General features: G+C 64.5%; 10 protein-coding genes. 6 read left to right on the plus strand and 4 right to left on the minus strand.

What is annotated here, in order from left to right; all coding sequences use genetic code 11:
* Window positions 1-75 precede the first annotated feature (75 nt).
* From NJH59_RS10485 to NJH59_RS10500, 4 genes are all read left to right on the plus strand, one after another.
* Entirely contained in the window at window positions 76-1,428 is a 1,353-nt protein-coding gene (locus NJH59_RS10485) for a carbohydrate porin (protein ID WP_253086753.1), read from the plus strand.
* A 46-nt stretch (window positions 1,429-1,474) separates the two neighbouring features.
* On the plus strand, window positions 1,475-3,883 hold the full coding sequence (locus tag NJH59_RS10490) for a glucose/quinate/shikimate family membrane-bound PQQ-dependent dehydrogenase (RefSeq protein WP_043862008.1): 2,409 nt from the start codon (window positions 1,475-1,477) through the stop codon (window positions 3,881-3,883).
* A gap of 197 nt (window positions 3,884-4,080) precedes the next feature.
* On the plus strand, window positions 4,081-6,501 hold the full coding sequence (lon, locus tag NJH59_RS10495; RefSeq protein ID WP_043862009.1) for an endopeptidase La: 2,421 nt from the start codon (window positions 4,081-4,083) through the stop codon (window positions 6,499-6,501).
* Between the two features lie 135 nt (window positions 6,502-6,636).
* On the plus strand, window positions 6,637-7,035 hold the full coding sequence (locus NJH59_RS10500) for a protease inhibitor I42 family protein (RefSeq protein WP_043862010.1): 399 nt from the start codon (window positions 6,637-6,639) through the stop codon (window positions 7,033-7,035).
* 18 nt (window positions 7,036-7,053) lie between these two features.
* Here NJH59_RS10500 and NJH59_RS10505 read toward each other — a convergent pair whose 3' ends face one another.
* The 3 genes from NJH59_RS10505 to NJH59_RS10515 all read right to left on the minus strand — a co-directional run bounded on the left by NJH59_RS10505 (window position 7,054) and on the right by NJH59_RS10515 (window position 10,238).
* Window positions 7,054-7,968, minus strand: a complete 915-nt coding sequence (locus NJH59_RS10505) for a hypothetical protein (RefSeq protein ID WP_054914765.1) — start codon at window positions 7,966-7,968, stop codon at window positions 7,054-7,056.
* Between the two features lie 79 nt (window positions 7,969-8,047).
* Window positions 8,048-9,052 carry an alpha-xenorhabdolysin family binary toxin subunit B gene (locus tag NJH59_RS10510; RefSeq protein WP_253086754.1) on the minus strand — a complete coding sequence of 335 codons (1,005 nt, stop codon included), beginning with the start codon at window positions 9,050-9,052 and terminating at the stop codon, window positions 8,048-8,050.
* 10 nt (window positions 9,053-9,062) lie between these two features.
* A complete protein-coding gene (locus NJH59_RS10515; protein WP_088515481.1) occupies window positions 9,063-10,238 on the minus strand; it encodes an alpha-xenorhabdolysin family binary toxin subunit A in 1,176 nt (391 codons plus the stop codon).
* A 162-nt stretch (window positions 10,239-10,400) separates the two neighbouring features.
* Here NJH59_RS10515 and cmoA point away from each other — a divergent pair, with 162 nt between their 5' ends.
* Together cmoA and cmoB are read left to right on the plus strand one after the other, a co-directional pair.
* Window positions 10,401-11,180, plus strand: coding sequence for a carboxy-S-adenosyl-L-methionine synthase CmoA (gene cmoA / locus NJH59_RS10520; protein WP_173925038.1), 780 nt, complete (start codon window positions 10,401-10,403; stop codon window positions 11,178-11,180).
* Complete coding sequence (gene cmoB, locus NJH59_RS10525; protein WP_058540952.1) at window positions 11,177-12,133, plus strand: tRNA 5-methoxyuridine(34)/uridine 5-oxyacetic acid(34) synthase CmoB; 957 nt, start codon at window positions 11,177-11,179, stop codon at window positions 12,131-12,133. Before cmoA ends, cmoB begins: the two co-directional genes overlap by 4 nt.
* 71 nt (window positions 12,134-12,204) lie before the next feature.
* Here the strand turns inward: cmoB and NJH59_RS10530 are convergent, their stop codons facing one another.
* Window positions 12,205-12,399: a co-regulatory protein PtrA N-terminal domain-containing protein gene (locus NJH59_RS10530; RefSeq protein ID WP_058540951.1), complete on the minus strand. Its 195-nt coding sequence runs from the start codon at window positions 12,397-12,399 to the stop codon at window positions 12,205-12,207.
* Between the last annotated feature and the right edge of the window lie 41 nt (window positions 12,400-12,440).

Raw genomic sequence — 12,440 nt, forward strand, 5'->3', positions numbered from 1 at the left:
CTGCCTTGCCCTCGACGATGCCTGCATCTCGGGCAATTTGCCGTTCTTCCAACAATCAAAAGACAGCGCTATCTCATGCATCAGTTCCATCATCTGCCCCCCGCCGCCGCGACCTTGCTGGTAGGCCTGGCCGCCAGCACCCTGGCCTGCAGCCTGCAGGCCGCCCCCCTCTTGGACGGCGACTCGCCCTGGATGCTCGGCGACTGGGGCGGCACACGCTCGGCGCTGGCCGAGCGCGGCTACGACTTCACCCTGGGCTACACCGGGGAGATGGGCAGCAACCTGCACGGTGGCCACGACCACAGCAACACAGCCCGCTACAGCGACCAGTTCAGCCTGGGCAGCCACCTGGACCTGCAGAAGATCCTCGGCTGGCAGGGCGCCGAATTCCAGTTGACCGTGACCGAGCGCCACGGCAACAACATCAGCAACGATCGCATCAACGATCCGCGGGTGGGCGGCTTCACCTCGGCCCAGGAAGTCTGGGGCCGTGGCCAGACCTGGCGGCTGACCCAGATGTGGTTCAAGCAGACGTACCTGGACGGCGACCTCGACGTGAAGGTCGGGCGCTTCGGCCAGGGCGAGGACTTCAACAGCTTCCCCTGCGACTTCCAGAACCTGGCCTTCTGCGGCTCGCAGGTGGGCAACTGGGCCGGCAGCATCTGGTACAACTGGCCGGTGAGCCAGTGGGCCCTGCGCGTCAAGTACCACCTTACGCCGGAACTCTACGCCCAGGTCGGTGCCTACGAACAGAACCCCTCCAACCTCGAGCGCCAGAACGGCTTCAAGCTCAGCGGCAGCGGCACCCAGGGCGCGGTACTGCCGGTGGAACTGGTGTGGACGCCGGCCATCGACGGCCTCAAAGGGGAATATCGCGCCGGTTACTACTACAGTAGTGCCAAGGCACAAGATGTTTACAAGGACGGCAACGGCCAACCGGCAGCCCTCAGTGGCCAGGACTATCGCAGCAGCTCGAGCAAGCACGGGTTCTGGCTGGGGGCACAGCAGCAGGTGACGTCGTTGGCCAGCGATCACTCACGTGGCCTGAGCGTTTTTGCCAATGCCACGCTGCACGACAAGAAGACCAATGCCATCGACAACTATGTTCAGGCAGGTGTGGTTTACAAAGGGCTGTTCGACGCCCGCGCCAAGGACGACATCGGCTTCGCCCTCGCTCGCGTGCACGTCAACCCGGCCTATCGCAGGAACGCCGAGGCCCGCAACCGCGCCAATGCCCTCTTCGACTACGACAACCCCGCCTTCCTGCCCGTCCAGGACACCGAGTACAGCGCCGAGCTGTATTACGGCATCCACCTGGCCCAGTGGCTGACCGTGCGCCCGAACCTGCAGTACATCCGCCACCCGGGCGGGGTCGGGCACGTGGACGACGCGCTGATCGGCGGCCTCAAGATCCAGAGCAGCTTCTGAACGGGCCCTGCGGCTCGAACCTTTTCACCTTGATGGAGAACACACGATGAGCACTGATGGTGCCTTGAGTAGAACCCGCTGGCTGCCGAGACTGCTCGGCGTGCTGCTGTTGCTGATGGGGCTGGCGCTGCTGGCCGGCGGTATCAAGCTGAGCCAGCTCGGCGGCTCGCTGTATTACCTGATCGCTGGTATCGGCTTTGCCCTGTCGGGCGTGCTGCTGCTGGCACTGCGCCGCACCGCGCTGGGCCTGTACGGCCTGGTGCTGCTGGGTAGCACCCTGTGGGCATTGTGGGAGGTCGGCCTGGACTGGTGGCAACTGGTACCGCGCCTGTCGCTGTGGTTCGCCCTGGGCGTGGTGTTGCTGCTGCCGTGGGCACGCCGCCCGCTGCTGGGCCAGCCCGGCAAGCTCAACACCGGGCTGCTGAGCCTGGCGGTGGTGCTGTCGGGCGCCACCGCAGTGGCGAGCCAGTTCACCTTCCCGGGTGAAATCAAGGGCGAGCTGGGCCGCGACAGCACCGAGCTGAGCAGCACCGCGCCGGCCATGCCCGATGGCGACTGGCAGGCCTACGGGCGCACCGAATTCGGTGACCGCTACTCGCCGCTGCGCCAGATCACCCCGAACAACGTGCACAAGCTCGAAGAGGCCTGGCGCATTCGCACCGGCGACCTGCCGACCAGCGATGACCCGGTCGAGCTGACCAACGAGAACACCCCGCTCAAGGTCAATGGCAAGCTGTATGCCTGCACCGCGCACAGCAAGGTGCTGGCCCTGGACCCGGATACCGGTGCCGAGATCTGGCGCTTCGACCCGCAGATCAAGAGCCCGGTGGGCTTCAAGGGCTTTGCCCACATGACCTGCCGTGGCGTGTCGTACTACGACGAAAACAACTACGTGAACATGGACGGCGCCCCTGCGCCGAAAATCTCCGAAGCCGGCCAGGCCGTGGTGCGCAGCTGCCCGCGTCGCCTGTACCTGCCCACCGCCGATGCGCGCCTGATCGCGATCAACGCCGACACCGGCAAGGTCTGCGAAGGCTTCGGCAACCAGGGCGTGGTCGACCTGACCCAGGGCATCGGCCCGTTCACCGCCGGTGGCTACTACTCCACCTCGCCTGCCGCGATCACTCGCGAGCTGGTGATCATCGGTGGCCACGTCACCGACAACGAGTCCACCAACGAGCCCTCGGGCGTGATCCGTGCCTACGACGTGCATGACGGTCGTCTGGTCTGGAACTGGGACAGCGACAACCCGGACGAGACCGCGCCGCTGGCACCGGGCAAGACCTACAGCCGCAACTCGGCCAACATGTGGTCGCTGGCCAGCGTCGACGAGAAGCTGGGCATGGTGTACCTGCCACTGGGCAACCAGACCCCTGACCAGTGGGGCGCCGACCGCACCCCAGGTGCCGAGAAGTTCAGTGCCGGCATCGTCGCCCTGGACCTGGCCACCGGCAAGGTACGCTGGAACTACCAGTTCACCCACCACGACCTGTGGGACATGGACGTCGGCAGCCAGCCGACCCTGCTCGACCTGAAGACCGCCGACGGCGTCAAACCTGCACTGATCGCCCCGACCAAGCAGGGCAGCCTGTACGTGCTCGACCGTCGTGACGGCAGTGCCATCGTGCCGATCCGCGAGATCCCGGCGCCCCAGGGCGCGGTCAAGGGCGACCACACCGCACCGACCCAGGCCCGCTCGGACCTGAACCTGCTGGGCCCGGACCTGACCGAGGCGGCCATGTGGGGCGCCAGCCCGTTCGATCAGATGCTGTGCCGTATCCAGTTCCGCGAACTGCGCTACGAGGGCCAGTACACCCCGCCGTCGGAGCAGGGCAGCCTGATCTACCCGGGCAACGTGGGCGTGTTCAACTGGGGCGGCGTGTCGGTCGACCCCGTGCGTCAGCTGCTGTTCACCAGCCCCAACTACATGGCCTTCGTGTCGAAGATGGTGCCGCGTGCCGAAGTGGCCGAGGGCAGCAAGCGCGAAAGCGAGACCAGCGGCGTGCAGCCCAACACCGGCGCACCTTACGCGGTGATCATGCACCCGTTCATGTCGCCCCTGGGCGTACCGTGCCAGGCCCCGGCCTGGGGCTATGTGGCCGGTATCGACCTGACCACCAACAAGGTGGTGTGGAAGCACAAGAACGGCACCAGCCGCGACAGCTCGCCGATTCCGATCGGCCTGCCGGTGGGTGTACCGAGCATGGGCGGCTCGATGGTGACGGCCGGCGGCCTGGGCTTTTTGAGCGGCACCCTGGACCAGTACCTGCGTGCGTATGACGTGAACACCGGCAAGGAGCTGTGGAAATCGCGCCTGCCGGCTGGCGGCCAGGCCACGCCGATGACCTACACCGGCAAGGATGGCCAGCAGTACGTGCTGGTGATGGCTGGCGGGCACGGTTCGCTGGGCACCAAGATGGGCGATTACGTGATCGCCTACAAACTGGCGCAGTGATCGACCGCTGAACCTGGGCTGCCGTGCAGCCCTTCGCCGGCAAGGCCGGCGCCTGCAGGACCATGTGACAGCATGGCCCTGCAGGCGCCGGCCTTGTCGCTGAAGGGGCCGCCCGGCACTGCACATACCTGTCCGCCCATTGAAACCTCCCCCCTCCCGCCCCATCTAAGCACCATAGTCATTCACGCAGGTGCCCCATGAGCGACCAGCAGGATCTCCCCGAACATCCCGACCAAGACGCTGAAGTCGAGCATCTCGACGCCTCCGACCACACCGGTCGCACCCTCGCCATCCCCGGCCAGCAACTGCCGGACAAGGTCTACGTGATCCCGATCCACAACCGCCCGTTCTTCCCCGCGCAGGTACTGCCGGTGATCGTCAACGAAGAACCCTGGGCCGAGACCCTGGACCTGGTGGCCAAGACCCCGCATCACAACCTGGCGCTGTTCTTCATGGACACCCCGCCCGAAGACCATCGCCACTTCGATACCTCGGCCCTGCCGCTGTACGGCACCCTGGTCAAGGTGCACCACGCCAGCCGCGAGAACGGCAAGCTGCAGTTCGTCGCCCAGGGCCTGACCCGCGTGCGGATCCGCACCTGGCTCAAGCACCACCGCCCGCCCTACCTGGTGGAAGTCGAATACCCGCACCAGCCCAGCCAGCCGACCGACGAGGTCAAGGCCTACGGCATGGCCCTGATCAACGCGATCAAGGAGCTGCTGCCGCTCAATCCGCTGTACAGCGAAGAGCTGAAAAACTACCTCAACCGCTTCAGCCCCAACGACCCTTCGCCGCTCACCGACTTTGCCGCCGCCCTGACCTCCGCCACCGGCAACCAGCTGCAGGAAGTGCTCGACTGCGTGCCCATGCTCAAGCGCATGGAAAAGGTGCTGCCGATGCTGCGCAAGGAAGTCGAGGTGGCACGCCTGCAGAACGAGATCTCTGCCGAGGTGAACCGCCAGATCGGCGAGCACCAGCGCGAGTTCTTCCTCAAGGAACAGCTCAAGGTCATCCAGCAGGAGCTGGGCCTGACCAAGGACGACCGCAGCGCCGACCTGGAGCAGTTCCAGCAGCGCCTGGCAGGCAAGACCCTGCCCGCTGCGGCGCAAAAGCGCATCGACGAAGAAATGGGCAAGCTGTCGATCCTGGAGACCGGCTCGCCCGAGTACGCCGTCACCCGCAACTACCTGGAATGGGCCACCGCCCTGCCCTGGGGCGTGTACGGCAAGGACAAGCTCGACCTCAGGCATGCACGCAAGGTGCTCGACCAGCACCACGCCGGCCTGGATGACATCAAGGACCGCATCATCGAGTTCCTTGCCGTGGGCGCCTACAAGGGCGAGATCAGCGGTTCGATCGTGCTGCTGGTAGGCCCGCCGGGCGTGGGCAAGACCAGCATCGGCAAGTCCATCGCCGAGTCACTGGGGCGGCCGTTCTACCGCTTCAGCGTCGGCGGCATGCGCGACGAAGCCGAGATCAAGGGCCACCGGCGCACCTACATCGGTGCCCAGCCAGGCAAGCTGGTGCAGGCGCTCAAGGACGTCGAGGTGATGAACCCGGTGATCATGCTCGACGAGATCGACAAGATGGGCCAGAGCTACCAGGGCGACCCGGCCTCGGCCCTGCTCGAAACCCTGGACCCGGAACAGAACGTCGACTTCCTCGACCATTACCTGGACCTGCGCCTGGACCTGTCCAAGGTGCTGTTCGTGTGCACCGCCAACACCCTCGATGCCATCCCCGGGCCGCTGCTCGACCGCATGGAGGTGATCCGCCTGTCCGGTTATATCACCGAGGAAAAGGTCGCCATCGCCAAGCGTCACCTGTGGCCCAAGCAACTGGCCAAGGCCGGCGTGGCCAAGGCCAGCCTGGGTATCAGCGACAGCGCATTGCGCACGGTTATCGAAGGCTATGCCCGTGAAGCCGGGGTGCGCCAGCTGGAAAAACAACTGGGCAAGCTGGTGCGCAAGGCCGTGGTGCAGTTGATCGACACACCCGATGCAGTGATAAAGATCGGCCCCAAGGACCTCGAAGCTTCACTCGGCATGCCGGTGTTTCGCAGCGAGCAGGTGCTGTCGGGCAAGGGCGTGATCACCGGCCTGGCCTGGACCAGCATGGGCGGCGCCACGCTGCCGATCGAGGCGACCCGCATTCACACCCTCAACCGCGGCTTCAAGCTCACCGGCCAGCTGGGCGAGGTGATGAAGGAATCCGCCGAGATCGCCTACAGCTACGTCAGCGCCAACCTCAAGCAGTACGGTGGTGAGGTGGGCTACTTCAACGAGTCGTTCATTCACCTGCACGTGCCCGAAGGGGCCACGCCCAAGGACGGCCCGAGTGCCGGGGTGACCATGGCCAGCGCCCTGCTGTCCCTGGCACGCGACCAGGCACCGAAGAAAGGCGTGGCCATGACCGGCGAGCTGACCCTGACCGGGCAGGTACTGCCGATTGGCGGGGTACGCGAGAAGGTGATTGCGGCGCGCCGGCAGAAGATCCACGAGCTGATCCTGCCGGAGGCCAACCGCGGCGACTTCGAAGAACTGCCCGGCTACCTGAAGGCCGGCCTGCAGGTGCATTTCGCCAGGCGCTTCAGCGACGTGGCCAAGGTGCTGTTCTGAAACAGCGGTAACAGAAACAGCGCGGGCTGCAGGCAGCCCGCGCGGGCACCCGGCAGCGAAGCGTGAGAATCTTCCCAAGGCAGCACACTTTCCCTATTATCGGCTGCCCGGACCCTCCCCGAGCCAGGAGTCATGATGACCGCATCCCGTGTGTTACTGAGTTCGAGCCTGATACTCCTGGCCAGCTGTGCCAGCCAGCCCACACCTCCACAGCCGCTGCTGGTGGAAAAACAGAGCCAGTGCCCGGTCACGCTCGATGTCGGCCAGGCCATCACCCTGGCGTTGCCCAGCAACCCCAGTACCGGTTATCGCTGGCTGCTGCAGAATCCGGCCAACGGCGTACTTGCGGCGCTGGGCCCCGAGGTCTACAGCAACCCCGAAGACACCGGCCTGGTGGGCAGTGCCGGCCGATCGCTGTGGCGCTTCAAGGCCAGCGCCAGCGGCAGCGGCCACCTGCTGCTGGTGTATCAGCAACCCTGGGCACCGGAGGTCAAGCCGGCGATGAGCTTCGACTGCGACATCCAGGTACGCTGAGGCTGCGCCGCGGAGCATTTACTCGAGGCGTTTCTGAAGACGCCTGGCGCACTCTTCGATGAATGACCACTGCGCCAGGAAATTCTTGAAGTGAATGACGAATCTGGCCAGTTGCTGACTGTCCTGCATGCTGTGCAACTTGCCGATCGAGGCGTCCAGATAGGTCTCGATGAACTGCCAGGCGGTCTGCAGGTGCGACGCAGCAGTGGTGACGTCTTCCAGGCGTACCACCAGATTTCGCATGCGCTGCGCCAGTAGCCCCAGGTTCCCTTCCTTTGTGCCGGATGCCACCAGGCGCTCGATCTTGCGCCCCAGTGCCGGCCTCAATTCGAACCGGGCGTCATCACGAAACCTGTCGGTCTCCTTGCGTACTTCACCGACCTGGAACTGGAAGACGCCCGCCGAGTTCTTGAGGTTGGCCACCCACCGTGCCATCTCCAGCACAAGGGTTCGGTCTGGTGCATCCAGTTGCACGGGCACCTCGAACTGCACGCCTTGCCAAGCCTCCCTGCGCCCGCCCAACGCCTTGGTACGTTCACAGGCCAGCAGCGCACGCTCGCCTGACAGGCTGATGGAGCTTGCGCAGTTGATCAGCGCGATGGGCAACTGAATGCTTTTCTGCTTCAACCGCCCCCATGAGTCGGCGTGGAGATTGATGCGATGGAACAACACCTGCATCGGGTAGAAGTCGAGCTCGGGGTCCGGGTGACGGTAGTATCCCAACCACTGCAGAAAGGCCTCCCGTCGGGTCGGTATCGCCATCACATGGTCCATGTAGGCATCCAGCACGGCAACGTGTTCGCGGGTGAACGTCAGGTCGATCCGCCCCTCCTCCTCCAGATCCTGCACCAACTGCAGCGGAATCAGGGCTATCTGGGTATCCAGCTCATCCTGAGGCAGTGGATGCCTCAGTCTTTGAATAATGTTGTTCATTGTGGGTCATCACCAGAGCAATCCAGAAGCCGCAAGGCGCTGCTGGCCAGCACAGCCTGCAGCGCCTTGCGCCCTTCACTCAAAGGCCGGCAACATACTCGGCCTTGATCTTTTTCTTGTAGGCTTTCAACGCCTCGACCAGCTCGCTGACCGCTCTCAACGCCTGCACATCGTCGATGCTGCAGGCGATGAGCCGATCCCACACCGGTTTCAGTTGCACGGCGATGCGCCTGATGCCGGCCAGCCATTGCTCGCGTGACGTGATCAGCTCGGCATAAGCCTCAAGGTGCTGGCACTGGGCCTGGAGGCGCGTCTTGTCCCGTGCCATCGCGGTCAGTTGCAGTTGCAGTTCATCGTGCTGCTTCTGCATCCCTCGGCGCTGCTCGAGCATCGTTGCATAGCGCATGCCTTCCATTGCCGCACCGATGATTTCGCCAATTTTCTTCAGCGCGCCTTGCACTGCCTCGACCGACAGTCCGCCCGTGGCGATGACATCCGCCGCCGCCTTGAGCTGCTCGGTGGTCGGCAACAGGCCGCCGAAGGTGGATTCCACCTTGGCCGCCTCAAGTACCTTGATCGCCTCGTCAAGACTGGCCAGGGCCTCGCGCCGCACGGCCAGGTCGTCTTCGCAGGCCTTGCGATTGGCCGCCAGCCTGTCGAGCTCGCCCTGATAGCGAGCCTTGTCGGCACTGGAGTCATAGACCGGGATGGCCGTGATCTGAGCCGTGGCCGTGCGCAACTGCCCCAACTGATCGTTGAGCTTGACGGCAATCTCGCCGATGGCGTCCTGTGCCACCTCCAGATACTGCGCAATGTCCTCGGGATCATCGTTCGGGTCGATGTCCTTTTCGAGGCCGCCCAGGTCATTGCTCTTGATCGCGACGATGATGCGATCGGCATGGCGCATCAGTTGCTGGAGGTTGTCGTCAAGACAGCGTGCATTGCGCTCCACACGCTCGTGCAACAGTGGCAGGAAGGCATAGCGGCTGTCCTGGGCGGCCTTCAGGTAGGCGGCACCGGCACGCAGGACCCTGTCGAACTGCGGATCATCCCAGCCCAGCGGAAATTGAAGAATGTTGCTCATGGGTAGCTCCTTATTGGGCCCACAGCGTGTCGTCGAAGACCCGGCTCATGGTGATGGAGCAGGCTTCGATAAACGCCCACTGCGAGAGAAAGTTTCTGAAATGGATGATGAAAATGCCCAGCTGCCGGCTGTCGTTCATCTTTTCGAGCTTTTCGATGGACGCTTCGATGTAGGTGCCGATGGTCTGCCAGGCCGTCTGCAGGTGCGAGGAAGCGGTCACCACCTCCTGCAGGCGGGTGGCCAGTTCATCCATATGGGTCGTGAGTACCTGCAGGCGTCCCTCCAGGTTGACCGCCGCCGTCAGGCGCGCCCCCACAGCCTTGCGTTCCTTCTGCACCCGGTTGCGGGTCTTGCGCACCTTTTCGGCCTTGGAGCCGTAGATCGAGCCTGAGATGACCGCCCCCAGCGGGCCGGCCGCCAGCCCGGCCAGGGCCGCCTTGACGTACTCGTCGTACTGCTTGTTGAGGTTGTCGATTTCCTTGTCGAGCGCCGCCAGCTCATCGCGCAGAGCCTGGGTGGCACCGCTGGCCTGGTGACGCTCGATGGCGTCGGTCTTGAGGGCGACCTCGTTCATCAGCTCGAAACGCGCGGTGTCGCGAAAGGTTTCGGTGTGGCTGCGCACGCTGCTTACGCGCGCGTGAAAATGCTCGACTTCATCCTTGAGCACCTCCATGTAGTCCACCAGCGACGAGACGATCTCCCGGTCGCCGAAGCTCAACGCAACCGGCGCTGCGAACTGCACGGACTCCCACGTATCACGCCGCCCGCCAAGGGCCTTGGTCTTCTCGCATTCCTGCATCACCCCCTCGCCGGTGGTGTTGATGCCACGGGCACACACCCCCAGCTCGGCGGACAGCTTCTTGCACTCGTCGGACAGCGTGCCCCAGGCGCGGGCATGCTTGTGCAGGTTGAGAAAGGTCGTGCGCATGGCACTGACCGACAGTACCGGCTCCTTGATGTCGGTGTAGCCAAGCCAGGGCACCAGCGACGCGGTTTCGGTCGGCAGGCCGGTGACATACTTCACATACTGATTGAGCGTGACGATATGTTCGCGGGAAAGCGTCAGCCCTCCCTCGTTTTCGCCATCACGCTGGTTCATGCCTTCGATCAGGTTTCTGGGCAGCAGGGCCGCTTCCTTTTCCAGTTCACCGGTATCGTACGAGCGCGCGCCAGGTTCGAGTTTCATTTCACATTCCTTGTGAGTGAGCCAATAGGGTCAAGCCACTTCACTCTAAGGACCCGCCGGCAAGACAAATAGCCGGCAGGCTTTCCTCGAAGCCGGCATTGGAATGCAGCGGCCAGCCGCGCCGGTCAGTCGGCCATGCATCCTGTTGCAACATTGGCTAAAATGCCGGCCCTTTACCGCCGAACGCCTGGATTGCCCGTGAGCAAAGAGCCCGATCGCCTGTTCGCCACCCCGCTGGCGCAGGTCCCCGATTTCACCTTCAACGAAGATGTCGTGCGGGTTTTCCCCGACATGATCAAGCGCTCGGTGCCCGGCTACCCGACGATCGTCGAGAACATCGGCGTGCTGGCTGCCCAGTTCGCCCAGCCCGATACCCTGCTGTACGACCTGGGCAGCTCGCTCGGTGCGGTGACCCAGGCGATGCGCCGACATGTACGCAGCGAGGGCTGCAAGGTGCTGGCGGTAGACAACTCCCCGGCCATGGTCGAGCGCTGCCGCGAATACCTCAGCCACCAGGACGCGATGCACCAGGAGTTGCTGCCGGTGCAGGTGATCGAGGCCGACATCACCGCGCTGGACCTGCAGCCGGCGTCGGTGGTGGCGCTGAACTTCACCCTGCAGTTCATCGAGCCGCAGGCACGCCTGGCCCTGCTTGGCCGCATTCGCCAGTGCCTGGTGCCTGGCGGCGCACTGATCCTGTCGGAGAAGCTGCGCTTTGCCGACCCGCAGCAACAGGCCCTGCTTACCGATCTGCACGTGGCCTTCAAACGCGCCAACGGCTACAGCGAACTGGAAATTGCCCAGAAGCGCAGTGCCATCGAAAACGTGATGAAACCCGACAGCCTCGAGGAACACCGTCAGCGCCTGCTGGCAGCCGGTTTCTCGCAGGTGGTGCCGTGGTTCCAGTGCCTGAACTTCGCCTCGCTGATTGCCCTGCCATGATCGATCTGACTCCCCTGGTCCGCCGCATGGCGGGCACCCCATTGGCGCACTGGGCCCAAGGCCTGCAGGCGCAACTCGATGCCAAGCTGGAAAAGGGCCATGGCGACCTGGAGCGCTGGCAAAGCGCACTGGATGCGCTGCCGGCCCTGGAGCCCAGCCAGGTCGACCTGCTGCACGGCCTGCGCCTGGACAGCGACTGCGACGACGCCACCCGCGCACAGGTGCGCACCGCGCTGATGGGCCTGTCGCCCTGGCGCAAGGGCCCGTTCGACCTGTTCGGCGTGCACGTGGACACCGAATGGCGTTCGGACTGGAAGTGGTCACGGGTCGCGCCGCACCTGGACCTGCGCGGCAAACGCGTGCTGGATGTGGGCTGTGGCAACGGCTACTACCAATGGCGCATGCTCGGCGCCGGCGCCGACAGCGTGATCGGCGTGGACCCCAACTGGTTGTTCTTCTGCCAGTTCCAGGCCGTGCAGCGTTACCTGCCGGACCTTCCCGCCTGGCACTTGCCGTTCGCCCTGGAAGACCTGCCGGCCAACCTGGAAGGTTTCGACACGGTGTTCTCGATGGGGGTGTTCTACCACCGCCGCTCGCCGATCGAGCATTTGCTGGCGCTCAAGGACTGCCTGGTCAAGGGGGGCGAACTGGTGTTGGAAACCCTGGTGGTCGAGGGTGACGAGCATCAGGTGCTGGTGCCTGAAGACCGCTATGCGCAGATGCGCAATGTATGGTTCCTGCCCTCGGTGCCGGCACTGGAGCGCTGGTTGCGTCGCGCCGGCTTCAGCGATGTGCGCAGCGTGGATGTGAGCGTGACCAGCGTCGAGGAACAACGCAGCACCGACTGGATGCGCTACCAGTCGCTGAGCGACTTCCTCGACCCTACCGACCCGACCCGAACCGTCGAAGGCCTGCCGGCACCCAGGCGGGCGGTGCTGGTGGCGCGCAAGTAATCAGAAGGGGGCCCCTTCGCCTGCAGGAGCCGGCCTTGCCGGCGCAGAGGCCCTTGCGAACACGGCGTGCGTCAGTCCTTCACCACCTGCTGCTGCACCTGCTCCTTCTTCTGCGCTACCTCCTTCCTGCCCTCCCCATGCACCCGCTCCTGGCTCTTGCGAAACTCGGCCCAGAACGCCTTGGTGCGCTCGGCGCCGCCTTCGGCCATTGCCGCGCTGCTGCCCAGCAGCAACGCGGCGATCAGTGCGTACTTGCTCAGGTTCATCGACCTTCCCTCATGATTGGATTCGAACCGATCATAAGCAG

Source organism: Pseudomonas sp. VE 267-6A, assembly GCF_024126555.1.
GTDB lineage: Bacteria > Pseudomonadota > Gammaproteobacteria > Pseudomonadales > Pseudomonadaceae > Aquipseudomonas > Aquipseudomonas palmensis.